28 protein-coding genes, 1 tRNA gene and 1 pseudogene are annotated in these 25,953 nt (G+C 44.6%); 7 read left to right on the forward strand and 23 right to left on the reverse strand.

The annotated features are described in order from the left end of the window. Positions 1–48: 48 nt before the first annotated feature. From QYB97_RS01865 to QYB97_RS01915, 11 genes are all read right to left on the reverse strand, one after another. Positions 49–300, reverse strand: a complete 252-nt coding sequence (locus QYB97_RS01865; protein WP_301164259.1) for a hypothetical protein — start codon at positions 298–300, stop codon at positions 49–51. Positions 301–390: 90 nt separating this feature from the next. After that, complete coding sequence (gene nadE / locus QYB97_RS01870; protein ID WP_301164260.1) at positions 391–1,218, reverse strand: ammonia-dependent NAD(+) synthetase; 828 nt, start codon at positions 1,216–1,218, stop codon at positions 391–393. 121 nt (positions 1,219–1,339) lie between these two features. After that, positions 1,340–1,720 carry a kinase-associated lipoprotein KapB gene (gene kapB, locus QYB97_RS01875; protein ID WP_301164261.1) on the reverse strand — a complete coding sequence of 127 codons (381 nt, stop codon included), beginning with the start codon at positions 1,718–1,720 and terminating at the stop codon, positions 1,340–1,342. After that, entirely contained in the window at positions 1,717–2,019 is a 303-nt protein-coding gene (locus QYB97_RS01880) for a hypothetical protein (protein ID WP_301164262.1), read from the reverse strand. The genes kapB and QYB97_RS01880 overlap by 4 nt, the downstream gene beginning before the upstream one ends. 115 nt (positions 2,020–2,134) lie before the next feature. Then, complete coding sequence (locus tag QYB97_RS01885; protein ID WP_301164263.1) at positions 2,135–4,024, reverse strand: PTS fructose transporter subunit IIABC; 1,890 nt, start codon at positions 4,022–4,024, stop codon at positions 2,135–2,137. Continuing rightward, the gene (gene pfkB, locus QYB97_RS01890; RefSeq protein WP_301164264.1) at positions 4,021–4,950 is read right to left on the reverse strand and encodes a 1-phosphofructokinase; all 930 of its coding nucleotides are present in this window, start codon (positions 4,948–4,950) and stop codon (positions 4,021–4,023) included. The genes QYB97_RS01885 and pfkB overlap by 4 nt, the downstream gene beginning before the upstream one ends. After that, positions 4,947–5,699: a DeoR/GlpR family DNA-binding transcription regulator gene (locus QYB97_RS01895; RefSeq protein ID WP_301164265.1), complete on the reverse strand. Its 753-nt coding sequence runs from the start codon at positions 5,697–5,699 to the stop codon at positions 4,947–4,949. The genes pfkB and QYB97_RS01895 overlap by 4 nt, the downstream gene beginning before the upstream one ends. Positions 5,700–5,886: 187 nt before the next feature. Beyond that, entirely contained in the window at positions 5,887–6,825 is a 939-nt protein-coding gene (gene trhO, locus QYB97_RS01900; protein ID WP_301164266.1) for an oxygen-dependent tRNA uridine(34) hydroxylase TrhO, read from the reverse strand. Between the two features lie 97 nt (positions 6,826–6,922). After that, a tRNA-Arg gene (locus QYB97_RS01905) sits at positions 6,923–6,997 on the reverse strand. 101 nt (positions 6,998–7,098) lie between these two features. Then, positions 7,099–7,482, reverse strand: a complete 384-nt coding sequence (locus QYB97_RS01910; protein WP_301164267.1) for a DUF2203 domain-containing protein — start codon at positions 7,480–7,482, stop codon at positions 7,099–7,101. Between the two features lie 97 nt (positions 7,483–7,579). Further along, entirely contained in the window at positions 7,580–7,861 is a 282-nt protein-coding gene (locus tag QYB97_RS01915) for a hypothetical protein (protein ID WP_301164268.1), read from the reverse strand. A 213-nt stretch (positions 7,862–8,074) separates the two neighbouring features. Here QYB97_RS01915 and QYB97_RS01920 point away from each other — a divergent pair, with 213 nt between their 5' ends. Beyond that, entirely contained in the window at positions 8,075–9,541 is a 1,467-nt protein-coding gene (locus QYB97_RS01920) for an amidase family protein (RefSeq protein WP_301164269.1), read from the forward strand. Positions 9,542–9,587: 46 nt separating this feature from the next. On the opposite strand, the gene ltaE is transcribed toward QYB97_RS01920, so the two are convergent. Both ltaE and QYB97_RS01930 read right to left on the reverse strand, forming a co-directional pair. Further along, positions 9,588–10,628, reverse strand: coding sequence for a low-specificity L-threonine aldolase (gene ltaE / locus QYB97_RS01925; protein ID WP_301164270.1), 1,041 nt, complete (start codon positions 10,626–10,628; stop codon positions 9,588–9,590). A 95-nt stretch (positions 10,629–10,723) separates the two neighbouring features. Continuing rightward, positions 10,724–11,503 (reverse strand): phosphatase PAP2 family protein, encoded by a 780-nt coding sequence (locus tag QYB97_RS01930; protein WP_301164271.1) that lies wholly within the window; start codon positions 11,501–11,503, stop codon positions 10,724–10,726. Between the two features lie 158 nt (positions 11,504–11,661). On the opposite strand from QYB97_RS01930, the gene QYB97_RS01935 reads away from it, so the two are divergent. Beyond that, positions 11,662–11,940, forward strand: a complete 279-nt coding sequence (locus QYB97_RS01935) for a YciI family protein (RefSeq protein WP_425589751.1) — start codon at positions 11,662–11,664, stop codon at positions 11,938–11,940. A gap of 29 nt (positions 11,941–11,969) precedes the next feature. Here QYB97_RS01935 and QYB97_RS01940 read toward each other — a convergent pair whose 3' ends face one another. Continuing rightward, entirely contained in the window at positions 11,970–12,254 is a 285-nt protein-coding gene (locus tag QYB97_RS01940; protein WP_301164272.1) for a hypothetical protein, read from the reverse strand. Between the two features lie 10 nt (positions 12,255–12,264). Beyond that, positions 12,265–13,041, reverse strand: a complete 777-nt coding sequence (locus QYB97_RS01945; RefSeq protein ID WP_301164273.1) for a class I SAM-dependent methyltransferase — start codon at positions 13,039–13,041, stop codon at positions 12,265–12,267. 98 nt (positions 13,042–13,139) lie between these two features. Here QYB97_RS01945 and QYB97_RS01950 point away from each other — a divergent pair, with 98 nt between their 5' ends. From QYB97_RS01950 to yjcZ, 3 genes and pseudogenes are all read left to right on the forward strand, one after another. Next, on the forward strand, positions 13,140–15,311 hold the full coding sequence (locus QYB97_RS01950; RefSeq protein ID WP_301164274.1) for an MMPL family transporter: 2,172 nt from the start codon (positions 13,140–13,142) through the stop codon (positions 15,309–15,311). 103 nt (positions 15,312–15,414) lie between these two features. Continuing rightward, entirely contained in the window at positions 15,415–15,993 is a 579-nt protein-coding gene (plsY, locus tag QYB97_RS01955) for a glycerol-3-phosphate 1-O-acyltransferase PlsY (RefSeq protein ID WP_301164275.1), read from the forward strand. A 239-nt stretch (positions 15,994–16,232) separates the two neighbouring features. After that, a pseudogene (gene yjcZ / locus QYB97_RS01960) lies at positions 16,233–16,433 on the forward strand (sporulation protein YjcZ); the annotation flags it as partial. Between the two features lie 97 nt (positions 16,434–16,530). Here the strand turns inward: yjcZ and QYB97_RS01965 are convergent. The 7 genes from QYB97_RS01965 to QYB97_RS01995 form a co-directional block, all read right to left on the reverse strand. Further along, on the reverse strand, positions 16,531–17,268 hold the full coding sequence (locus QYB97_RS01965) for an exonuclease domain-containing protein (RefSeq protein WP_301164276.1): 738 nt from the start codon (positions 17,266–17,268) through the stop codon (positions 16,531–16,533). Beyond that, positions 17,246–18,427 carry a DUF294 nucleotidyltransferase-like domain-containing protein gene (locus tag QYB97_RS01970; RefSeq protein WP_301164895.1) on the reverse strand — a complete coding sequence of 394 codons (1,182 nt, stop codon included), beginning with the start codon at positions 18,425–18,427 and terminating at the stop codon, positions 17,246–17,248. Before QYB97_RS01970 ends, QYB97_RS01965 begins: the two co-directional genes overlap by 23 nt. Further along, a complete protein-coding gene (locus tag QYB97_RS01975) occupies positions 18,360–19,661 on the reverse strand; it encodes an ammonium transporter (protein WP_301164277.1) in 1,302 nt (433 codons plus the stop codon). The genes QYB97_RS01970 and QYB97_RS01975 overlap by 68 nt, the downstream gene beginning before the upstream one ends. Before the next feature lie 201 nt (positions 19,662–19,862). Continuing rightward, positions 19,863–20,297, reverse strand: coding sequence for a BrxA/BrxB family bacilliredoxin (locus QYB97_RS01980; RefSeq protein WP_301164896.1), 435 nt, complete (start codon positions 20,295–20,297; stop codon positions 19,863–19,865). A 56-nt stretch (positions 20,298–20,353) separates the two neighbouring features. After that, entirely contained in the window at positions 20,354–21,031 is a 678-nt protein-coding gene (locus QYB97_RS01985) for an NAD(P)H-binding protein (RefSeq protein ID WP_301164278.1), read from the reverse strand. Positions 21,032–21,075: 44 nt separating this feature from the next. After that, on the reverse strand, positions 21,076–21,642 hold the full coding sequence (locus QYB97_RS01990) for a cysteine hydrolase family protein (protein WP_301164279.1): 567 nt from the start codon (positions 21,640–21,642) through the stop codon (positions 21,076–21,078). Positions 21,643–21,662: 20 nt separating this feature from the next. Then, complete coding sequence (locus QYB97_RS01995) at positions 21,663–22,343, reverse strand: MgtC/SapB family protein (RefSeq protein WP_301164280.1); 681 nt, start codon at positions 22,341–22,343, stop codon at positions 21,663–21,665. Between the two features lie 200 nt (positions 22,344–22,543). Here QYB97_RS01995 and QYB97_RS02000 point away from each other — a divergent pair, with 200 nt between their 5' ends. Beyond that, complete coding sequence (locus QYB97_RS02000; protein ID WP_301164281.1) at positions 22,544–22,879, forward strand: DUF485 domain-containing protein; 336 nt, start codon at positions 22,544–22,546, stop codon at positions 22,877–22,879. Continuing rightward, on the forward strand, positions 22,876–24,417 hold the full coding sequence (locus QYB97_RS02005; RefSeq protein WP_301164282.1) for a solute symporter family protein: 1,542 nt from the start codon (positions 22,876–22,878) through the stop codon (positions 24,415–24,417). The genes QYB97_RS02000 and QYB97_RS02005 overlap by 4 nt, the downstream gene beginning before the upstream one ends. Positions 24,418–24,438: 21 nt before the next feature. Here QYB97_RS02005 and QYB97_RS02010 read toward each other — a convergent pair whose 3' ends face one another. Further along, a complete protein-coding gene (locus tag QYB97_RS02010; RefSeq protein ID WP_301164283.1) occupies positions 24,439–25,857 on the reverse strand; it encodes an amino acid permease in 1,419 nt (472 codons plus the stop codon). Positions 25,858–25,953: the final 96 nt, after the last annotated feature.

Here is a 25,953-nt window from a genome sequence, read left to right on the forward strand (position 1 = left end):
TTTAAAAAAAGATCGCCCCTAAACGCTGGCAATCTTCCTTGATGAATTCTATTCTTTTTTGGCGGAAACGACTTTTTGATTCTTTAATGTTACGATGTATTTGTCTTTCCCGACTTTTACTTTGAATTCATCATCGTACTGGTTCTTTAAATCTTCGTCCAGCTCGAACTTTTGCTGAAAATGATTGCTGATCGCTTTCAAGTTGGCTTTGCGGGCATTCTCTCTTTGTATGGAAGAAGATAAAACGATAATAAAAACAACGGTGCTGATGACAAAAATAATCTTCGCTTTTCTGCTCACGGCCGGCTCCCTTTCTCCATTTGATTCCAAGGATAAGTATATCCTATCTTCGCCATGAAAAAAAGCAGACGTTTGGTCTGCTTTTTCGTCTTATTTCCACCAGTCATCCTGCGGAGCGGCAGGAAGGCGACGTTTATGTTCTGTAATGGCATACCGGTGTTCGATTTTTTCTCTCGCTTCTCCAGAAACTTCTTTTCCTTCCAGATAATCATCCAATTCATTATACGTAATGCCAAGAGCTGTTTCATCGGGCACTCCTGGTTTGTCATCTTCAAGATCAGCCGTTGGCACTTTCATGTAGAGCCTTTCTTCTGCTCCAAGATCCTTCAACAGTGCTTTTCCCTGTCTTTTGTTAAGACCGGTTAATGGAACGAGGTCACATGCTCCGTCTCCGTATTTGGTGAAAAACCCGGTAATTGCTTCAGCTGCATGATCCGTACCGATGACAAGGCACTGGTTGGCTGCTGCAATATCATATTGAACTTTCATTCGTTCTCTGGCTTTAATATTGCCCTTTAGGAAATCAGTGATCTTTCCTCCAGTTGCCTCGTGGAAGGCGTCTGCCGATGCATCCACCGCATTTTTAATATTTACCGTAACCGTGCGATCTGGATGAATGAAATTCATCGCGCGTTTTGCATCTTCTTCATCATGCTGCACTCCGTAAGGAAGACGGACGGCGATAAACTGGTAGCTGTCATCTCCTGTTTCCTGCTTTAATTCATCGACTGCCATTTGGGCCAGCTTTCCTGCAAGCGATGAATCCTGACCACCGCTTATTCCCAGGACAAAGCCTTTCAACTTATTGCTCTTCACATATTCCTTCATAAATCCAACTCTGTTTTTGATTTCCTCCTGTGGATTTATTTCAGGTTTCACTCCTAAATCATTAATAATCTTTTGCTGCGTTTCATTCATGATTTCATCCACCTTTATCGAAGTAATATAGTAATAGTACCCTGTAATATAAAACCAAAAACTATGTTAACTTTTATCACATGGTATTATATCATTCCTGTGCACTGTTGTATTATTTTTATTACAAACGGTATTCTTTTTTCAAATCGGAGAGCTCTGAAAGCGAGCGTGCAGACCAGTCATCCGCTCTTTGCTCCAATTCCTTTTGCATCTCATCGAGTGAGGCCTTCAAGGATTCAGCATAATCAGGCACATGCTCTTCGAAGGGTTTGACAGTATGGTCCGGAGCCCATGTTTTTTCGTGAAAAGCCAATGCTTTTCGCTGATGAAAAAATGGAACATCCACCTGGTTCGGATTGTGCAGATCTCCCTGTTTCGGATGCTTCAAAACAGCCAGAATGCTCACGAGCACTTTTCCGTTTTTCACCTGTTCTGCCTCACCTATGTATTTCCCAGTCTTGTATAATGCGGTAACTTTCATTCCGGGTTCAATTGAATTCATGGTTTTGGTCTCCTTTCGATTTCTTTCATCACCTCAAAGGCTAAATCTTCATTGCCAAATAACGAAAGCACACCGAGGACGGTTCCGTCCGCTATTTCATCGGATTCCTGTTTTGGAACGGTTTGTTCCAGCATATGATTGAGCATTTTATTTTCCTGCTGGGCAGGGTAGGCACGGAAGTACAATGCTTTCGGATCAATATCGTGATTGATGCACCATTGGGCAAACACGAGGATCATCATGCCTTCATCTTGCTTGTAATTTTGAATAATTTGCTGTTCCAAGTCCTTTGGATCCATATGTTTCACTCCTTCATTCCTCTTTACTATCATAGCATCCCTTGAAAAAAAAGAAAAAAGCTGGTGAAGGATTTTGTGTAAAATCCTTCTCCAGCTGATTTGATGTTACTTGCAATTATTGCTGAACGGGTTTTTTCCAGAAACCGACGAGCAGTGCTGTAACGAGAGCACCGATCAGGATTGCCAGCCCATAAAGGAACGGATTTCCTTCTACAAATGGAACAACAAAGATTCCGCCGTGAGGCGCCCTGAGACCGATGCCAAACAGCAGCGTAAGCGCTCCTGCTGTTGCGGATCCAATTACCGCTGAAGGAATCACGCGTCCCGGGTCAGCTGCCGCAAACGGGATGGCACCCTCGGTGATGAAGGAAAGACCCATGACATAGCAGGTTTTTCCTGCTTCACGCTCTTGCTTGGTAAATTTATTTCTGAAGATGGACGTTGCAATGGCAAGTCCGAGCGGCGGTACCATTCCACCTGCCATAACCGCTGCATGCGGTGCAAAGTTACCCGCATCAATCATTGCGATACCAAATGTGAACGCCGCTTTATTGATGGGGCCACCCATATCAATGGCCATCATTCCGCCAAGCAGAAGACCAACCAGAATGGCGTTCCCTTTGCCCAATCCCTGGAGCCAGGAAGAAAGAGCTTCATTCAATGCCTGGACAGGATCATTAATAACAAAGAGCATGATCAAACCGGTAATCAATATACCAAACACCGGGTAGAGCAATACGGGTTTAATGCCTTCCAGGGATTGAGGAAGCCTGGAAAACAGTTTTTTCAGCCCAAGAACAATGTAACCGGCAAGAAATCCGGCGATCAGGCCTCCGAGGAATCCACTGTTTCCTGTAGATGCCAGGAATCCTCCAACCATACCTGGAGCAAATCCGGGACTGTCCGCGATACTTCGGGCAATAAAGCCGGCAAGCACTGCAACCATTAAAGCAAACGCTGTTTTTCCTCCGATGGCATCAAGCGCAGCAGCAAATTGATTATAGGAAGGATCTTTCGGATCGGCTGCATGTATACCAAACATGAAGGAAATCGCAATTAATATCCCGCCTCCCACGACAAAAGGAAGCATATTGGAAACACCGTTCATCAAATGGCGGTAAAATGCCGATTGACGCTTTGGTTTTTCTCCGCCTTCAGATTCTTGCGGCCTGCTGCCTGCCGAATAAACGGTTCCCCTTTTTTCTGCTGCATCATTCAGAAGCTTTTGCGGGTTTCGGATGGCCTGGGCCACCGGAACCTGAATGAGCGTTTTTCCCTGAAAACGGTCCATCTCCACCTGCTTGTCCGCAGCGACAATAATAGCTGTCGCTTTTTCAATATCAGAGGAGGTTAAACGGTTTTTCACACCGCTTGAGCCGTTGGTTTCCACTTTCAGCTTCAATCCAAGCTCATTCGCTTTGGCTTTTAAAGAGTCAGCAGCCATATAGGTGTGGGCGATACCGGTAGGACAAGCAGTAACAGCGAGTACATACGTTTCATCCTCAGCGGTTTCTACAAATTGCTCTTCCGTTTCCTCTTCTGCTGCTTCAGCGGCTTGTTTTTCATTAATCAAGGTAATAACTTCATCTTCTGTTTCCGCTTTCAGCAAACCTTCACGAAAAGTCATATCCATTAAATAAGACGACAGCTTGGATAACGTCTCAAGGTGTTCATTGTTGGCGCCTTCACTAGCTGCAATCATGAAAAACAGGTGGGACGGCATGCCATCAAGAGCATCATAATCCACTCCCTCCAAACTGCGGCCAAACGCAATGGAAGGGGTTTTTACAGCAGCCGTTTTGGCATGAGGAATGGCAATTCCTTCACCGATTCCTGTTGTGCTTTGTGATTCTCTTGCCAGAATCGCTTCACGATAAACATTTTTATCATTCAGCTTTCCGGCTTCATCCAATTTATTGACAAGCTCATCAATCACATTCGGCTTATCCGTTGAAACCAGATTAAGCTTTATCGTTTCTTTCGTAATCAGTTCTGTAATCTTCATTCTTGTTCCCCCTCTATCAGGTTTACGGTTACTTCCGGAAGATAGCGGTCAATATCCTTTACCGTACAGAAACCTGTGGAAAAGGCAGAAGCGCTTCCTGCTGTAACCCCATATTTAAATGCCTCAAGCACATTTTTATGTCCGGTGTAATGAGCAAGAAATCCGGCAACTACTGAATCGCCTGCTCCAACGGAGTTTTTCAAAATCCCCTGTGGCACATTGGCAAAAAGAGCAAGGTCTTTGCTGACAAATACTGCCCCGTCACCGGCCATGGATACAAGCACATGCTGCGCACCTTGGGCTACAAGCTGTTTTCCATATGCGGCGGCCTCCTGTGGGCCATGGATGGCGGCGCCTACAAGATCACTTAGCTCGTGGTGATTTGGTTTAATTAAAAATGGCTGATGAGCCAGGGCTTCCTGTAAAGGCTTTCCTTTTGAGTCAAGTATGGCCTGTGCTCCCTTTTCCCGAATGGAGGTAATTAGTTGACCATAAAAATCTTTTGGTAAACTGGAAGGCAGACTGCCCGCCAGCACAACAAAATCAGTGGGTTCGAGATTCGCCAGCAATTGTTCTTCAAGCTGTTCCAATGCAGATGCGGGAATGGAAGGAGAGATTCCATTGATCTCTGTTTCTTTTCCGGTATTCAATTTAATATTGATTCTGGTGTTTTCTTCGACCCTGATAAACCGGGTGCCAATCTCGGCATTCTTTAATGAAGTTTCAACAAAGTCACCGGTAAAACCGCCGACAAATCCGGTAGCGATGCTCTCCACACCGAGGTTTTTCAATACTTTAGAAACGTTGATTCCTTTTCCCCCTGCCACTATGGATTGTTCATTGACAAGGTTGATATCGCCTTCCATCAGACCATCTGTTTTTACGAAATAGTCTATGGAAGGATTTAATGTTACTGTATATATCATTTTTCCACCGCCTTAACCAAGGTCTTCTTTTCAAATGGTGCAAGCTGTACTTTTTGGCTGTTAACCGTAATAATAAATGCTTCTTCAAGCAGAGCGACTTTGGAAAAACTGGATTTTCCAAACTTCGACGGATCTGCGAGGATATATCTTTCCTGAGAAAGTTCAAGCACCTTTTGCTTTAAAATGGATTCTTCAGGATCCGGGGTAGTATATCCCCAGTCTTCATGAATCCCGTTTATACCGATAAAACATTTATCAAACCGGTAATTTTCCAGGCTTTTTATGGCTCCGCTGCCGATCATGGCACCTGTCTTTGGCTTAATGAGACCGCCGACAAGATACGTGGGAATCCCCTTTTCCACGAGCGGCTCCACAAGATGAATCCCGTTCGTCACAACGATCAGGTTTTCCAGATTCAAATGCGGAATCATCTGCATCGCAGTTGTTCCGGCATCCAGATAAATGCATTCATGCTCCTGAACCAAAGAAGCGGCATATTCGCCTATCTTCTGTTTTTCCTCCACGTTTCTGGAGGTTTTCTCGGCAAGGGAAGGTTCTTCCGCTTTGTCCTCGATCCTCGATGCCCCGCCATGTATTCGTTTTAGTCTTTTAGCTTTTTCAAGTCTGTCCAAATCTCTGCGTATAGTTGATTCCGAAGAACCAGTTTCCTGAACAAGTTCTTCGAGGGTCACTACTTTTTGGTTATCGATCAACGATAAAATAATTTCCTGGCGCTGTGAAAACAGCATTATACCCCTCCTTGCTGCTGTTTTTATTATAAAGTAAGCCTTTTCAAAAATCAATCAAAAACTTTCAAAAACAATCAATTTCAATCATCAATTGTAATTTTCAGTCATAATCGTTCATTTGAGTGAGCGTTTTTGAAAAAAAATAAAAAGCAGCCAGAGAAACCTGGCTGCTTTTGGCTGATTTTAATTATTGTGCTTTTGTTTCATTCATTTCATTTTCAATCTCATATCGGTTTTTCGGATGCTTGCGGCATTCGTCCGAACATGAGCGTTTATATTTAACTTCACATTCCTCACAGCAAACGTGCTGACGGTTGCAATCCGGATTTGCGCAGTTTACATAACGATCTTCAGTTTTACCGCAATAATAGCACTTGGCAATAACCACATCTTCTTCAGTGCGGTTGACAGGAACTGCGATTCTTTCGTCAAAGACGTACATTTTGCCATCCCAGTACCGTCCTTTTGTTTCCTCGTCCTTGCCATAGGTTGTAATTCCGCCATGAAGCTGGTAAACGTCCTTGAAGCCTTCTTTAAGAAGGTATCCTGAAAACTTTTCGCAACGGATTCCCCCGGTGCAGTAGGTAAGGACTTTTTTATCTTTGAACTGATCAAGGTTTTCTTTCACCCATTCCGGAAACTCACGGGACGCTTTTACATTCGGGCGAATCGCATTCCGGAAATGGCCGATTTCATATTCATAATCATTTCTTCCGTCAACAATGACAACATCGTCCCTCTGGATCATTTCCAGCCATTCTTTTGGGCTCAATCGTTTGCCGGTAACCTCGTTCGGATCCACGTCATCTTCAAAGCGCCATGTAACAAGCTCATTTTTTGGACGAACGAACATTTTTTTGAAGGCGTGCTCTTCTACTTCATCAATCTTAAAAACGATATCTTCAAAACGGGGGTCGCTCTTCAAATCACGCATATATTGCTCGGTTTGTTCAACCGTGCCGGAAATTGTCCCGTTAATGCCTTCAGGGGCTACAATAATACGGCCCAGTACGCCGAGTTCCTTGCAATACTTTAAATGTTTTCTTGCAAAGTATTCATGCTCCTCGACTGGCACATACTTATAATACAATAAAATTCGATAAGGCTTTTGCATTTCGTTTGTCATATTAATCACCAACCTGCAACGTTGAATTTTGTTTTTGAAATGCGTTTTTACATATAAAAAACCACCGGATTTCCCCCGTGGTATTTATAACTTTAATTGGCGCGCCCACCAGGATTCGAACCCAGAATACGAGAGCCGAAATCTCGTGTGATATCCATTTCACTATAGGCGCTTAACTGACTGTTTTGGTCACCGTCACGAGATATATCATAATCAATTTTCAGGAATAATACAAGCCTTTTTGGGAAAATAAATTTATTTTTTATTTAAGACTTAATTTTCCAGCGATTTTCGGTTGATATATCCTTCTTCTACGCCATGATAATGAGTGATGGCCGGTTCTCCCTGTCTCCAGCAGAGCAAGACTTCCTCGTTTCCGATCATACCCGGAAAATCGATAAGCCCTGCATGAATATCTTTTAGTTCCGCCCCAAAGGAATGAATATTATGGATATAGCTCTGTGCCTCCATTTCCATAAAATCCAGCTTGCTTTCAAGGACAAAAAAATCCTCATCCGGCGGATTGTCCGACAACCGGAGCTTTTCTAATTGATCATAAAATTTCACAAAAGAAAGCTGAAGATGCTGAAGGGCTTCTAGTTCACGTGTGATAACCGGCAAAAGCTGGTTTGCTTCTTCAACAGTAAAATATTTCATGCTATTGACTCCTCTAGTGTTTAATACAATTCTATTATAACAACACTTTGGACGAATAGCATTAATAAAGTACCGGGTATAAAAACTCAAGCTTAAATTAGACGGTTGCCGTCTGCTTTTTTGGCTGCTTCAGGTCCAGATAAAAATTTCTTACCTTCTCATCTTCAAGAAGTTCCGGGAAGTCCCTTCGGTATTCGGAGCTGATTAAAAGGTAAGCTGCCAATGCCCCGGAATTTTTCGTCATGAGACGGCGAAGAGTCAGCCACTTTTCCTGTTTTGTTTTTAGATGGAATTTTGTAACAAACAGCATCATTCTATCATCCGCACTGAAGTTGTTATGGTTTCCGCTATAGAGTGTAAGACTAGTAATTCCTTTCATTCTCCATCACCATCCCCTTCAAGGTCTTTTTACCATTATTATTCAATGTTTTTAGAAATATACTTCCCCCTGCTAAATAAATCTATTACTACTAGTAAACTTATTTTTAATTACTAGACTGTTCAGTTTGCGATTTGAACGATTTTTTGCTTTAATTGAATTATCAAAAAATGGGAAATATTGATAAAATTAAAGGAAAAGCGGGGAATAAGCATGTCAGTCACAAAATTCAATACGTTTCAATTAGAAGAGGCAACCATCTCATACATACAGGACGCGTTGGAAAAAGAAGAAATCACATCGCTAAAGCTCGTGACCCTGTACATCGAAAGAATTTCGAAATATAACCACAACGGCCCAAAACTTAATGCAGTTATAGAAATCAACCCTGATGCCGTCAACATTGCAGAAGCGCTCGATGAAGAAAGAAGGCACAAAGGAGCAAGAGGCCCCCTGCACGGGATTCCGGTTTTGATCAAAGATAATATTAATACCGGTGATGCCATGCACACGAGTGCCGGTTCTCTTGCTCTGAGTGAATCCTACGCCGACCAGGATGCCTATATCGTAACCAAATTAAGAGAAGCGGGCGCCATTATCCTCGGAAAGACCAACCTGACGGAATGGGCAAATTTCATGACAGAAAACATGCCGAATGGATTTAGTTCGCGAGGCGGCCAGGTTCTGAACCCATATGGCCCAGGGAAGTTTGATGTCAGCGGTTCAAGCTCAGGATCAGGATCGGCAGTGGCCGGAAATTTTGCAGCAGCTGCGATAGGAACCGAAACATCCGGATCGATCACAAGTCCTGCCGCCGCCAACAGCCTTGTCGGGATTAAACCGACAGTTGGCCTGGTTTCAAGGTTTGGCATTATTCCGATTTCTGTCAGTCAGGATACCGCAGGACCGATGACTCGTACGGTAGCTGATGCTGCCATACTTCTTGGAGCATTGACCGGACTAGATCATAATGATGCCGCTACGGCAAAGGCTGCCCATTCAGGGAAAACCGACTATACCGTCTATCTGAGGGAACACGCTTTAAACGGTGCACGGATCGGTATTTCATATGAATATTCCATCCGTGAACTTTCTCCTTCCCAGAAGGATTTATTTGATCAAGCCATTGCAGCAATGAAGGAAAAAGGAGCGGAAATGGTCTTTCTGAATTCAGCGACCCCACTGGAACAGGAGGATGGAGGTTTCGATGTTTTGCTTTATGAATTTAAGTCGGGAGTCAATTCCTATTTGAAACGGCACACCAGGCTTCCATCGATCACCTCACTTGAAGATGTGATTGAGTATAATTCAAAACACCCTGGAGAATGCCTGAAATACGGGCAGGTTCTTTTGGAGCAAAGTGAAAACACATCCGGGACACTTACCGAATCCTCCTATTTAAACAGCCGTCTGAACGACCTCCAAAAAACCAGGGAAGATGGAATCGACAAAACTCTTAAGGAATTTCAGCTGGATGCCATTTTATATCCGACAGATGCAGGGTACGGATTTCCCGCAAAAGCAGGGTATCCTTCAATAAGTGTTCCCGCAGGCTATGATGAGGAAGGCAAACCCTTTGGCATCCTTTTAACAGCAGGTGCTTTTTCAGAGCCGAAGCTGATCGCACTCGCCTACTCCTTCGAACAGGCAACAAAGCACCGCGTACCCCCAAAACTATAAGACTGCAAGAAAACCGGCTCCCAAAATGGAAGCCGGTTTCTATATATTAATGCAAGATAACCTTTAATGAAATAATCCCCGAGATACTGCTGAGCGCTTTATCAATATCTCCTGGTGTTACATCGTAATGAGTGGTAAATCGTATGGTTTGGGGCCCAAAAGCAACCGCAAGAATGCCTTGCTCCTTGAGCAGCTGCAAAAATTGGCCGGCGGAAAATCCGGTTTGCCCGATATGAACCAGCACAATATTGGTATCCACCTGATTTTCGATGGAAAGTGCCGGAATATCCCTTAATCCGTTTGCCAGCTTGCGTGCTTTTTCATGATCCTCATGCAGCCGCTCTGTCATCTCAGTAAGTGCAATCTGCCCCGGTGCGGCGAGCACACCTCCCTGGCGAAGTCCTCCGCCAAGTCGTTTTCTCCACTTTCTTGCTTTCCGGATAAAATCCTCCGAACCTGCAATCAGCGAACCAACCGGTGCTCCAAGCCCTTTGGAAAGACAAATTTGGACGGTATCACAATAAGAAGCGTAGTCTTTCACACTCATTTCACTGCCTGCCGCTGCATTAAAAAGCCGGGCGCCATCCAAGTGAACAGGAATCGAGGCTGCGGAACAAATCTTGTAAATGTCTTTCATATCACGCAGGGGAACGATTGCTCCTCCTGCCCTGTTATGTGTATTTTCTAAACAAACAAGGCTTGTATCAGGGTGGTGGATATCATCACTCCGAATCGCAATTTTTACATCCTCCGCCTGCATGGAGCCGCTGATTCCCTTAACCAGGCGGGGTTGAACGCCTGCAAAAGCCGATATAGCGGCTCCTTCATACATGAAGATGTGTGAATCACTTTCCATAATAACTTCACTGCCAGGCGCCGTATGAGTTAAGACTGCAATCTGGTTTCCTTGCGTTCCGCTCGTGACAAACAGCGCACTTTCCTTTCCGAGCATGTCAGCGGCGGTTTCTTCCAGGCGATTAATGGCTGGATCTTCTCCATAGACATCATCCCCCACCTCCGCTTCATACATGGCCTTTCGCATACGCTCTGTCGGCTTTGTCACTGTATCACTTCTAAGATCGATCATTGCTCTATATCCCTCCGGGTGTGTTTTTTATTTATCGTACCATAATTGCTTTTTAAAAAAAGAAAAAACTCCGGCAGCCCGGAGTTCGTTTACGCTTAAAGCCGAATGACCGGCTTCTTCTTTGGTTGCAACCCAGCGGTAAGATCCGTTTTTCTTTGGTTCTTTTGAACATCACCTTCCACCCGCTGATAGCGGAGAGAGGCTACAGCCATGTCACCCACCTGCCTTCCCAATTTCATCCCTTCCTCAACATCCGCCTTATAGTGAAGCCCTGCCAAAAACAGAGTTAACGAAATCTCCTCTGCCAGCATTTTAAGTTTTCGGTTCTCATGGGGAAAGAAGTAAGACAGGATCGTGTGAGCACAGCCGGCAGAAGATGCCTGTTCACATACAAACGAAGGAGAGGACATGAATGTCAGGACCGGTTCCAGGGAAGTATCCAGCTGATGGGGACGCGGAACGTCATGTGATTTTTTAACATGGTGAACGACAGCTGCTGTATCCGACAGCGCCATGTTCAAAGCTGCCCTGACTCTGGCAGACAGTAAAGAAGACAAGGCATAAGACGAAATCAAATTCTCGGTAATCCGAGACCAATAGTGTGACAGATGCTCACCGTGAAATTTAATCTTCCCTAGCTGGTCTGGAGTCAAATTCCGTACTGCTGCACGTACTTGTCTCAGCTCATTTCCTTTAAAATCAATAGAAGAAGGGTTCCTCAGCTGCCAGATCACCACGTTTCCTTTTCTGTCGGTATATTCTCCTCTTCTGTTTCGTTTAAGGAAAAAAGTCGGCCAATTGATTTCCCGGCCGCCATCTTGACTCCCGCTGCATTCAAATGAACTCCAGGCAGGATATCTCCGGTTTTTTCTCATCGTACTCCCCCATGCATTCCGTTTTATTTTAAAGAATGATTCATTTTACTTTATGGACGCCGACGAGAAAACTTTCATACATTTTTCAGCGGGCATACACCTTTTCTTTTTTGCCAATTGTCTTCATAATAAAAGAGACTACATATCCTGGAGGTTAAATGATGAATTATTATGCTGTCCGTTTACCAGTACTAGATGAAGAGAAAAGCAAGGTTCACCGTCAGGAGCATCTAAGCTATCTAGAAGACCTTGCTGAAAAGGGAAATATTTTTACATACGGAAGATTTACTGACGGAACGGGAGGCCTTGTGATTTACAAGGCTGCCAATCTCGAAGAAGCAACTTCACTGGCCGAAAATGATCCGTACGTTGTGACCGGTGCAAGAGAATGCGTAATTAACGAGTGGGCCATGAACACTGAGGTGCTTTTGAAGTAACAATAAAATCCCGGCAAAGCAATGCTGCTTTACCGGGATTTTTCTTTAATATAAGCTATAAAACCATCTTTGAACCCATCGTTCGAAAGAAGCTTCTGAACGTAATAAACATCTTTTAACGGACCGCTTTTTTCAAACGATTGAATTAATCCGGAAGACCTCGGATCATTCATAAGTTCCTGATACCACTCCTGTTTTTTTAATTGTGCCAAATATTGATCAAGATCAGGATCTTTTATCCTTAAAATATGCTTTTTGATAAATCCTGCGATTCCGGCACCTGCAAGAAGAAGCAGCATTAACCCCGTCAGCATCGCATTCCCCTCAATCTCCTAGTTCAATGGCGGCATAATGAAACTTTGAGGACGGCCTTTTCAACACCGTAAATCCGAATTGTTCAAACCGGCTGCTTTTATAATGATCCTTTAATACAACCCGTTCTTTGGCGACCCGCTTTGCTTCTGAAATGATATCATCAGTGATCGGCGAATAATCCGCCAGATTTTTCAATCCGCTCATGCTGGGGGATTGTATCGTTTCCTCGAACATCGGGTCAAAGTAGACAACATCAAAGGATCGATCGGGCTGCCTCTTCAAATAGGCTAAATGATCTTCATGGAGGATGGTAATCCGTCGCATGGCTTCATCCATTTCTGTCAATCCGCTCTCCCACGTTATCAATCCGCTTTTAACCAAAAATGCAATGTACTGGTTTTTCTCCAAACCGGTCACTTTCCCTTCCGGCCCGACAGCCAGGCTGCATACGATCGCATCAGAAGCCAAACCAGCCGTACAGTCAAGAACTGTCATCCCTTTTTTAAGGCGGGCTGCCGTGACCAAAGGATCATGCTCTCCCCTTACCAGCTGCTTCACCCGGAACATGGAGGAATTAGGATGAAAAAATAACGGTTCCGACCCGCCGAAAGGATGCAAGGTCAGTTTTTCTTTACCAACCATTAATAGATGATCCTGAAATTGGGTATGTAAGGAAGAGATGGATTTATTTTTTCTAAGCACAAACGTTCCTCCGACCATCTCATTGATTTTTTCCGCTTTTTCGATCAGTTTTTTATCAAATTTCCCTGCCGTCGTTACAATCATTGTTGTTTCACCAGAACCTTTCTTATTTTATCTTTTATCACACATTTGCCGGAAGAGCAATCCTTCACTCAAAACAGCAGCTATCAAGGAGGGAACCCATGAAAAATTGGAGTTTGTTTCAAGGAATCGGAAAGTTCGTTTATACATACCGGAAGCTGATTATCGCGGTTTGGATTTTAATGGCAGCAGCCTTTAGTGTTCTTGCATTGAAACTTCCAGACTCCCTCAGCGGAAGCGGTTTTGAAATGGAAGGTTCATTTAAACAGGTGGAAAATATTATGCAGGAGGATTTTGACCAGCCTAAATCATCGGTTATGGTGCTTTTTCAATCTGATACCCTTTCCCCTGATGATTCGCGATACAAAAACACGGTGGAGAGTACTTTGAAAAAATTGAGAACCGTAAATCATGCGGTCAGTGTAACATCACCTTATTCTTCAGAAAAGATGATTAAAGGAAGTACATCATATGCCACAGTCAATTTTGACCGAAATTTCGGAGAACTTAAAAATTCGATTGAACAGATCCGCTCAAAAACGTCCAGCACAAAGGATGTGAAAATTGGAATCACAGGCGGCCCGGTCATCGCTGAAGACATGAACGCAGCAAGCCAGAAAGACCTGGCACGCGCCGAGGCGATCGGACTTCCTGCTGCGCTGATTATTCTTCTGCTGGCATTTGGCGGACTGGTCGCAGCCGGCCTCCCCATTCTTATCGGTCTGGTCAGTGTCGTATGCGCGATGGGCGTGCTTTATCTGGTCGGCCAGGAACTGAATTTAACGATCTTCATCTTAAATGTCGTTCCGATGATCGGCCTTGCACTTGGCATCGATTTTGCTCTTTTGCTGGTTAATCGATTCAGAGAGGAACTTGAGAAGCATTCCGTGCAAAAAGCAGTGATTATTTCTGTACAAACGGCAGGCAGGTCCATAGCGTTCTCCGGCTTGTGTGTGTTCCTTGGCCTTTCAGGCATGCTGCTTATCCAAATCGATATTTTTCGTTCAGTTGCCCTTGGAGGCATGGTCGTAGTTATCATTTCTGTCATTAATGCGCTAACCTTTCTCCCTGCCGTATTGAGCGTTATTGGCCCGCGTATCAACTCACTGATGATTTTAAAACGCAATCGTGAACGGTCCGGCTGGAAGACCTTCGCATCATTTGTAATGAAACGCCCGGGAATCATGCTGACCGCATCCATTGCCATTCTTATCATTTTACTGTTGCCTGTACGCCATCTGGAGTTATCAATCCCTGAGGCTGAGTCTCTTCCACCTGATTACGAATCCAGAATCATGTTTGAAAAATTCGAGGATACATTCGGCAAAAAAGACTTATATCCAGTAACCATTGTGGCAAAAAGTGATGGAGATATACTGACTGGCCAAAACCTCGACCGGGCGGAGCAGCTGGTAGAACGGCTGAAAAAAGAAAAGGTCGTGGACCGGGTGGACTCCCTGTTCGCTCATACCGGCGGCATGCCTTCAGATCAATTAAAATCTTTTATCAAAACCAAGGAAGGAAAAAGCCGACTTCAGCCGGTGCTCGACCACTATACCAATGATAATCTGACGGTCATTCAGGCCTATCTTACAGTCGGCGTAACGTCAGATAAGGCAAAGCAATGGGTCAAAGACTGGGAAGGCAAGAATAACGGATTGGATCTCACATTAGGTGGTTCGACCAAGTTTAATCAGGAGATCTTCGATGAAATTTTGGATAAAACACCTGAAGGGCTTGTTATCGTTTTGCTTTCCACCTTTATCATCCTTCTTCTTGCGTTTAAATCGTTGTTTATTCCGCTAAAAGCAATTGTCATGAATATTCTCAGCCTTTCGGCAACCTTTGGCCTGCTGGTATGGATTTTCCAAAGCGGAAATCTTATGGATCCTGTCAGCATCGGCTTAATGATTCCCGTCTTTACGTTCGGCATTGTCTTTGGGCTTAGTATGGACTATGAAGTTTTTCTCATTTCCCGGATCCAGGAAGTCTATGAAAACACTGGTGACAACGACAAAGCAACACTGGACGGTTTAACCTCCACCTCCAAAATCATTACCTCAGCCGCCGCGATTATGATCGTGATTACCGGTTCATTTGTAACGACAGATGTCATGCCGGTAAAACAAATCGGCATTGCAATCGCACTGGCTATTTTCATAGATGCCACTCTTGTCCGAATGATTCTTGTCCCTTCCTTAATGAGACTGATGGGCAAATGGAACTGGTGGCTGCCCTTCAAAAAAAATACAGCAAAAGACCACGCCCAATAACGGACGTGGTTTTTTCACCTTTTTGTCCCGCTTAAAAATTTTCTATCCTAAACGATGGAAATGGTTATATAATAAGATAAAAGACTGGCGAAAGGTGAATCGTATGGTATTTATTATTCTGTTATTATCTTATGTTATTGGCTCGGTTCCTTTTGCGCTCATTGTAGGCAAGTGGGGTTATGGCATAGACATCAGACAGCACGGCAGCGGAAACCTTGGAGGAACGAACACCTTCCGGGTACTTGGGAAAAAAGCAGGTTTCATTGTAACCATTTCGGACATCCTTAAAGGAACCCTTGCTGCTTCTCTTCCTGTTTTGCTTCATACAGATCTTCATATCCTAGTTGCCGGCATTCCGGCAGTGATCGGTCATTGCTACCCTTTATTTGCAAGATTTAAAGGCGGAAAGGCGGTTGCCACATCTGCGGGGATTTTATTGTTTTATGCCCCTCTCATGTTTGTTCTGCTTATGGCTGTATTTTTTATTGTGCTTTACATCAGCAAGTATGTCTCTCTCTCTTCCCTCATCGCATGCTTGGCTGCTGTCATTTATGGACTGGTTGTAAAGGACATGCTCTTAACGATTGTAATGACGGCATTTCTGCTGTTTCTTCTATATCGTCACCGCACCAACATTGTGAGGATTATATCCAAAACCGAACCAAAGATCACATGGCTTTAAACGTTCCGCTCAGGAACGTTTTTTTATTTTTAAAAAATCCGCATTTGTCCGTTACCGACCAGGGCAAACGTACATAGGCTGTAAGGTGATATATACCTATATTATTCATTTATGGAGGGACAATAATGGAAAACAAAAAAATAAATGTACCTATGGCCCCGGCGAATAAACCCATGAACACCCCTATCAATATGCCCGTAAACAAACCAGTCAACATCCCGTTAAACCAGCCGCTCAACGTGCCAGCTGCTCCTGTTTCACCCGTCTATGACCACGGATATGGCGGCGGTTATGGCTACGGGGGATCCCATTGTTATGATTATGGTTATGGCGGTGGATATGGCGGATATGGCGGCGGACGTTTCGGATTCACCCTGCTTATCGTTCTCTTTATTTTGTTGATCATTATTGGCTGCTCCTGCTGGTCCGGATTCGGCGGCGAGGAACATTATGAAAGCAGCAGTTCCAGCAGCTCCAGCAGCTCCAGCAGCACAAAAAGCCGGTAATAAAAAGCAGGGGCGATTCGCCCCTGCTTTCTTATTTGATATGAATATAAAGGTCTTCCAGGGTCTCAATGCCCTTTTCAATACATAACCGCAGCAAGTTTCTCCATAAACTGCTCATGATTTTAACATCGGCGTCTGCCTGGTGCCGGTTGTGGCAAGGAATATTAAAATACTTGGCAGCACTGTCCAGGCTGGGAAAAGTGCCTGACCCGGTAAGGCGTTCCATAAGGAGAGCCAGCTCAAGGGATGGCTGTTTTAAAGAAGAACGATATCTTCTCCACAAGTAATGGTTCAAGAACGAATAATCATGGGCGATGTGATAGCCGATGATGATGCCTCCGGATAAAAAGTCCAGAATTTCTTCCGCTTTTTCATCCAATGGCGGCGCCTCTTTTACATCATTAGTGGTGATGCCGGTAAGGAGACTGATTTCTTTTGGAATCTCAATTCCCGGATTGATTAAACTATGAAACTCGCCAAGAATGGATCTGTTTTTAATGCGTGTGGCAGCAACAGAAAAGATTTGGTCACCGTGCTCCGGCCGGAAACCGGTTGTTTCTGTATCAAGTATGATAAACAGGACGTCTTCCAGCCGGGTATTCAGGTCTGCACGTCTGGACGCCTTTTCCTTCAGCAGCCTCCTGATCCAGGCTTCATGCTGAAAGGATCCCGGACTGCCCGGCGGTACTTCTCCCCGTTTCAAACCCAGATTAAACAGGCGGTTCATGAACTGTTTCAGATTTCCGTCAAATCCCGGTTGATTGTTCAAACCGAATTCCTCTCTTTTTTAATTTTTTTTGCAGCCGCTTTGCAAGTCTCATGGCATCTTTCAACTTGGTAGCCTCAGTGGATTCCAAGCGGTTTAACAGGATATGATAATCGAGTTTATCATCATTTTCCCTGGCCCCTACAGAATGGCAGAGCCGCAAATGCAAAAGAAAATCATAAGCCAGAAGACAATCTTCCAGTTGACGCGGAGAAAGCTCTCCACGCTCCTCTAAAGCTATTAGTCTCTCCCTTGTTGAGGATTCCTCAACCTGGCTGATGGCAGCCAAAACTTTTACAGTATTGGTAAAGGGAGCAAACACGCCTTGCTTCAGATCAAAACGGCCCGCGAATTTCCCCCATCTCTCCGTGAATATCATTCCAGCAAAGTTAATCGGAATATCATGGGATCCCGCAAGTGAGGACATCTTCACGATTATTTTCGGATACTGCCGGAGCTCATTAAGATACCAGGACCGCAGTTGATACAAAAGCCCCGGATTCCCAAAGATAGGCCTTGTATCCAGCAGCATCATCAAATATTTCAAATCATGCTCACCCGCCTCGTTCCAGTAGGAAGCGAGCTGTGTTTTCCATTCACTTTCACTATGTCTCCAACGGAGATTGGAGGCCATTACATTTCCAGGACATAAAGGATATCCGGCTTCAGATAAATAATGGACGGCAGCTTGGGAAAACTCCCTGGCAAAACGTTCAGCCTTTACCTGGTCCATCCCGAAATCATAAATCAATCCATTATCCTGATCGGTCCAAATGGTCTGTTCTTGCCTTGCACTTGATCCCATGCTGAAAAAACAAAAATCCCCTTCAGGCTCACCGATTTCCCCGGCAATATGCAAGTAGGCGAAAGAAACTGCCTTCCTCGTTATTTCATCGTGCGCTTCATTTAAATGAGTATAGATTTCACCAGTCGGAAGGCAGGAATCCTGCAACGCCTGAATCCACGAGATAAACTGCTCGTGGATTCTTCGCAATTCTTCCAATGTATCCGCTTTTCGCACCCTTTCCTTCACTCCACGAATCGAAAGGACATCATATTTGTCTTTTGATTCATCAAATAGGTTCAGCATGGACTTAGTTTGCTTTCTTGGCGCTGCTCGTAAGTGAAGGATCCAGGTGTTCAGGGTAGCCGTATGAACCATGTTCACTGATATCGAGTCCGGAAATTTCCTGTTCTGGTGTCACCCGGAGACCCACCATTTTTTTCATGGCAAACAATAAAACGAAGGAAACAATTCCGACATAAACGGCCGCTCCAAGAACTCCGATGGTTTGAACCAGCAATTGCTCAAAGCCTCCGCCATAGAAAAGTCCCGCTTTGCCTACGCCAGTTTGTTCAACAAGGCGTGGAGAGGCAAAAAATCCGGTCGAAATCGTACCAATAATTCCCGCAATTCCATGGACTGAAAATGCAAAAATCGGATCATCAATCCCTTTTCTTTCAAAATAAACCGACGTCCAGAAGGTAAACGCTCCGGCAAAGAAACCGATCACAATAGCTGCCCAAGCTTCAACAAACGCACATGCTGCCGTAATCGCCACCAAAGCAGCAAGAACACCATTTACCATCGCGGGTATATCCGCTTTGCCTGTCAGGAACTTGGAAGTCAAAATCGCTCCGATCGCACCTGCCGCTGCTGCGAGATTGGTCGTCACAGCAATGTAACCGAAAAACCCATCCGCAGTACTCATCGTGCTTCCTGCGTTAAAACCAAACCAGCCAATCCAAAGAATGATTCCGCCAAGAACCGTATAAACCTGGTTATGACCCGGAATGAGGTTCGGGGTGCGATCCTTGTTAAACTTGCCAATTCTCGGTCCAAGAAGAAGTGTAGCTACCAGAGCGGCAATCGCACCCTGGAGATGGACTACCGTTGAGCCCGCAAAATCCTGCATTCCCATTTCTCCCAGCCAGCCACCTCCCCAAACCCAGTGACCGATAACCGGATAAATTAAAACGGTGAAGACGATGCCGAAAATAAAATAAACGGATAATTTCGCACGCTCGGCAAAACCTCCCCATGCAATCGCTAGTGATACACCGACAAATGCAAGTTGAAACAAAAACTTAAGAGAAAGCGGCACATTAGCCCAGGATAAGGCCTCAAATGTTTTGCTGTCGCCTCCAAGCATCCATCCGGAAGTCCCAAATAAGCTGTTCCCCTCTCCGAATGTGATTCCAAATCCGACCGCCCAAAAAGCAATCGTAGCAAGAGCAAAACTTAAAATTTGCTTACCGGCCACATGACCGGAATTCTTCATTCGTGTGGATCCTGCTTCCAGCAATGCAAATCCGGCCTGCATTCCAATCACCAGGATCGCCGCAACCATTACCCACAGAGAATCCATGTACATCATTATCGTGCTTTCCTTCATGTTACATCTCCACCCTTCTCATGTTATCTTTTCTAACATCTGTTAGGTATACTATATGACATGCAGGATAAAAGTGCAATTGTTTTCTGAATTTTTTACAAAATGAGTGATTAGTTGCCCGACTCCTCCTGATTTTTGCAAAAAAAAAGAACCCTCAGAGAATGGCAATAGCTTCCTCAGAAGATTCTTTCATTTATTTACTTATTTGTTATACGTGTTATAAGCGTTCACAAGGTTACCGACAATCTCTTCTGCACTGTGATTCTCGATATCATGGCGGTGGATGAAGTGAACCACTTCTTTACCTTTTAACAGGGCCATAGACGGTGATGAAGGAGGAAATCCTTCGAAATATTCTCTCATTCTTGCAGTTGCCTCTTTATCTTGTCCGGCAAAAACCGTCACCAAATGATCAGGTTTTGCTTCATGGTTAAGTGAATAGATCGCAGACGGCCGTGCCAGTCCTGCAGCACATCCGCACACGGAATTGATGAAAACAAGAGAGGTCCCCTCTGCGTTTTCCATAAAACCATCCACTTCTTCCGGTGTTGTCAATTCATTAAATCCTGCATTTGTAAGCTCGGCTCTCATCGGTTGGGCCATCTGCTTCATATACTCTTCGTAAGCGTTCATAATATCCCTCCAAATCAATCTGTACTTTAATTATAGCCCATTATTAGGATGGAAGAAACTCATTTCACTTGATAATGATGATATGAAGAATCGTTCATCTCCTCTGATGAAATAAAATGGATACCTGTCCTTTCTTGTTGAGCAAACCAAAACATCACTGCCGCGACCGAACTTGCTTTTACAGGCTGGTATTTTTTAAGAACACCTTTGAACAAAAAGGAAAACCGCCCGGCAATCCAGTCAGCGGCACGTTCTCCCTTCCGGAACTCCTCCCGCTCTCCTGTTAACAGAGAAGGACGAAAAATTCCGATCAGCGGCACACCGGCTTCCGCCACGTCATCCTCCATCTCTCCTTTAACTCTGCTGTAGAAAAAACGGGAATCCCTCCCTGCGCCAAGGGCCGAAATTACCATAAACGAACGTGCGCCCTGTTCTGCTGCAAGTCTGGACATCACTACGGGATAAAGATGATCAACCATTTTGAAATTTTCTTTTGTTTTTGCCTTTTTAATCGTAGTACCGAGGCAGCAAAAAACATCATCCGCATTAAAATAAGTTTTATAGTCTTCAAGGCCGTTAAAATCAACAACCACTTCTGTCACTTTCCAATGGCTGATGCCTGTTTTCCTTCGGACAAGCGTAATGATACGGTCATAATGGCTGCTTTCCATCAGCAAATGCAGCAATTCCTGCCCGACCAAACCCGTGGCACCGGCAATAACCGCCGTCTTTCCCATGTTACCATTCCTTCCATTGCCATCCCGGCAGTCATGAAACAGCCCTAATGTGAACTCTTGTTAACGACTTTTGCTCCGAGTACACTTGTAAAATGCTGAAGCGCCCAATCATGGCCTGCGGCATTAAAGCTTTGAACTGCATCCTCATGAACCACAATGGAAAAGCCTCGATTATAAGCATCAATCGCCGTATGCAATACACAAATATCAGAGCATACACCCACCAGGTGGATTTCAGTGATGCTGCGTTCACGCAATTTAAGATCCAGATTGGTGCCGGCAAAGGCACTGTACCTGGTTTTATCCATCCAATATAAAAGTTTTTTCTGTTCGTCCGGCAAGGAGTTAATGTAATCTCCAAGCATTCCGTATTGCTCCCTTCCCTTTGTCCCTTTAATATTATGCGGAGGAAACAGTGACATTTCAGGATGGTACGTATCATCCTCTTCATGCAAATCCACGGCAAATACAACAAGATCGTTATTCTCGATAAATTGCTTCGTAATGGAAGTCAACCGGCTTTCAATGGACTGGCCGGGCGCACCGCATGTCAATTTACCTTCATCCGCAACAAAATCAAATGTATAATCCACAACAATTAAAGCTTTCATTGTTTTGTCTCCTTATGAAATTATCCAAGCGTTTCAATCTCTACGTTCTTTACTCCTGTTATTTCTTTAATATCATAATAAATGTCGGTTGTATACCTTTTATCATACGTTCCAATGGTCAATTCCATTTTACTCGTTCCATTTTCCAGATCCTTCACACGCACATTGTAAATTTTCATGTCCCTTTTCTTAATCTCTTTAATCATTTCAGTCATATCTCTTCCATCAGGAACAATGAGTCGTACTTTTGCTTCCTTTTCCCTCAGCGTTTTCGGGCCAACCCATTTCATGATCATCGGGATCAATTCCACACTGATCAGTATCATGAGGGCGCCTGCTGAAGCTTCCATATAAAAACCGGCTCCTGATGCTATTCCCAATCCAGAAGCGCCCCAAATCATCGCAGCTGTTGTCAGTCCTGATATAACATCATTGCTGCGCCTTAAAATGACACCGGCTCCCAGGAAACCGATTCCGCTGACAATTTGGGCCGCCAAACGCATGGGATCCATCATTGTTCTTCCAGTCAGTTCAGAAAATGTCCTTGCCGATTCAATAGAAACGATCGTCAACAGACAACTGCTGATGGAAATGACCAGACAAGTTTTCAGGCCAACAGGCTTACGTTTCAGTTCCCGCTCAAGTCCAATCACCAAACCGAGGAATGCTGATATTCCAAGTTTGATTAAAATAAGGCTCATTCCCATTCCCCCTTTAATTATATGTATGGTAAATATCCTAAAAATACTATAACCAACCATAAAGCTCAACTATATCTTAGAAATTGTAGATAAACATGCACGCATCTTATATAATAGGAATGATTCTAATTTTTCTGACAAATTTAAGAAAGGAGTGTTGCAAGCGTGATTTCTCACTTGTATTTTCAGGAGGGGATGGTATGTTAGCCGAAAAAAAAGTCAAAAAAGGACAAATCGACTATTCATCCATTGCCTCTTCCCCGTCTTTTCAAAATTTGCTCCGTCAAAAAAAGAAGTTTCTACTGCCCATGTCCATTTTTTTCCTGGTCTTTTACTTTGCTCTTCCCATCATGACCTCCTACTCCACCACCTTAAATGAAAATGCTATCGGAAGCATCAGCTGGGCGTGGGTTTTCGCGTTCTCACAGTTTGTAATGACCTGGGTGCTTTGCATTTTGTACTCCCGAAAAGCGGTAAAATTCGACCAAATGGCCGATGATGTCCTCGCCCAAACTGAAAAGGAGAAAACGAAATGAATACAGCTTTTATGCTCTTCGTCGGAATTGTTGCCATCACACTTGTCATTACATATTTTGCTGCCAGACGAACCAATAATGCAAATGACTTTTACACAGCAAGCGGCGGACTGACCGGCTGGCAAAATGGCCTTGCCATCGCAGGTGATTACATGTCAGCAGCATCGTTCCTTGGAATTGCCGGTTCCATTGCACTTTCGGGGTTCGACGGCTTCTTTTATTCCATCGGCTTTCTCGTCGCCTATCTTGTAGTTCTCTATCTCGTGGCTGAACCGTTGAGAAACCTGGGTAAATATACGATGGCAGACATGATCGCCTCCCGGTTTGATGACAGAAAGGTCCGGGGTGTTGCGGCCCTGAATACCATTACTATCTCCATTTTTTATATGATCGCACAGCTCGTTGGAGCCGGTGCCCTCATTACGTTATTGCTTGGTTTGGAATATACAACCTCTGTCTTAATCGTCGGAGTGCTTATGACGGTTTATGTGGTTTTCGGAGGCATGATGGCCACAAGCTGGGTGCAGATCGTCAAAGCAATTTTGCTAATGGCAGGCACTTTTATCATTTCCGTTATGGTCTTTGCCAAATTTGGATACAGTGTAACCGGAATGTTCGAACATATGAAAACCGCTACACCGCTTGGAGAAAGCTTCCTGAATCCCGGCAATAAATACAAAGACCCGCTGGATACGATTTCTCTCAATATGGCACTTGTTTTAGGCACAGCAGGCCTGCCTCATATCCTGATCCGCTTTTTCACGGTAAAAGATGCACCTACGGCAAGAAAGTCAGTCGTTTACGCCACATGGATGATCGGCATCTTTTACATCATGACGGTCTTTCTTGGATTTGGAGCAGCTGCGTTTGTCGGTAATGAAACCATTGTAAAAGCAAATGCTGCAGGCAACATGGCAGCCCCTCTGCTTGCCCGTGCACTTGGAGGAGATTTCTTGTTTGCCTTTGTATCCGCAGTGGCGTTTGCAACCATTCTCGCCGTCGTTGCAGGACTTGTCCTTTCCGGGGCTTCCGCATTTGCGCATGATTTTTACAGCCAGATCCTGCGCAAGGGAAAAGCGACTGAGAAAGAACAAATGAATGCGGCAAGATGGGCTTCCATCGGAGTTGCTATTCTATCCATTCTGCTTGCACTCTTTGCCCAAAAGCTGAATGTGGCATTTCTGGTTTCTCTTGCGTTTGCCGTTGCGGCCAGCGCCAACCTTCCCATTTTGCTTCTCACTGTTTTTTGGAAGCGCTTCAATACGACAGGGGCAGTAACCGGAATGCTTGTTGGTCTCTTCAGCTCATTGATCCTTGTTGCCATCAGCCCGAGCGTCTGGTCCCCGGAAGCCGGAGCGGCCATACTCGTCGGGGAGCCCTTGTTCCCGCTTGCCAATCCGGGTATCGTATCCATTCCGTTAGGCTTCCTTGGGGCCATCGTTGGTACACTGATGTCCAGGAAAGCCGTGGATGAAAGTAAATTCGACGAAATACTCGTAAAAGTGAACACAGGTGTTGGCCTTCGGGATAATGCTTAACCAGCAAAAAGGACAGCGGCTTTATTCGCGCTGTCCTTTTTGCTTGTCCCAGGCATGTTTGCGCACGAGCGGATAAAAAATGATTCCTGATACTATAAGTCCCATGCCAAAAAGAAAAGTTTTTAAATCCTCCGTACCTGCTTTAATGACCCATAACGAATACAGCGCAGCAAGAACGGCAATCAGACCGTCCCAAAATCTCGATCTTGAAGCACCTTCATACGTTTCGCCGCTAAAAACAAGTTTCACCTGATACAAGGATGCCATCAGATATGGAACGAGGAAGGCCAGTGTTGCAACAAAAATAACGAAATCGAACGCATCCGCCATCGATTGGGACACAACGGAAAATATAAAAAGCTGTGTCATAATATTGGTGACAATCAAGGAAAAAGAAGGTGCGCCGTAGCGGTTTTCTTTGGTAAAAGCCGGAATAAACATCGATTTGTTCGCAGCTTGATACGGGACCTCTGCCGCAAGCAAAATCCAGCCAATGGTCGCTCCAAAAAGGGAAATCAGGCCAAGTATAGCCATTATACTGCTTCCCGACGGTCCGATTACGCTCTCCAGTGCATCAACGAGCGGCTTTTGTGAATGAATAAGCTCTTTTTGCGGAAGTGTTCCCATAACAAGAACCGTAATCCCTATATAAATCAAAAGAGCAAGCAAGAGTCCGATAATGGTTGCCTTCTTCACATCATTTTGCCTTTTGGCCCGGTTGGAAAAAACCACCGCTGATTCTACACCAACAAAGGCCCAAAGCGTGGAGATGGCTGCAGCATTCAACTGCCCCATAAACCCGACGGCTTCTCCCGAGCTGTTTGGCTTTGGTTCAATGAAGGGAATGAGGTAATTCGATTGAAAGGCAAATAAACAGATGATGATAAAAAACAGAAAACCGGCAACCTTCGCCACAGTCGCTGCCAGATTTAACTTTCCCGCTCCTTCAATTCCTTTTAAGATCATAAAATGGAGACCCCACAATAAGACTGAACACACCAAAAAAGTGATTCCTCCCCCCAGGGTGACAGTCGCAGTTCCTGCGGTAAAAAGGGGCTGTTTACTGGTCATCACCGGAAAGAACGTGGAAAGATAGCTTGCAAACGTTGTGATGATGGCCACATTGCCTGCAAAGTTCGCCACCCAATAACCCCAGCCTACCAGATAGCCTGCGACAAGCGAGGTTTCAGAATCCTCCTTGAATAAAGCCTTTGCATAGTTTTGCGGCCCGCCGTTTAAAGATGGTTTTCTCATGGAAAGGTTGCCGAACACCAGGGCTGTCAGCAAAACGCCTAATCCTGTAATCAGCCATGCGCCCAGAACGCCACCGGGGCTTGCCACCTCAGCCAGCGAACGCGGCAGCATAAATATTCCGGATCCGACCATGTTTCCGATAACCAGCGCGGTGAGCACCAGCAATCCAAGCTTATGTTCTTTCATAAGTAAGATCCCTCCAAAGGATTTGTTCCTTCCTACTATCTCCCTCTTTGCGTATCCTAACCGTTTTTTCCGCATCAAAAAAGCATACAGAACAAT

The organism is Fictibacillus fluitans, assembly GCF_030418125.1.
GTDB classification, from domain to species: Bacteria; Bacillota; Bacilli; order Bacillales; family Fictibacillaceae; genus Fictibacillus_C; species Fictibacillus_C fluitans.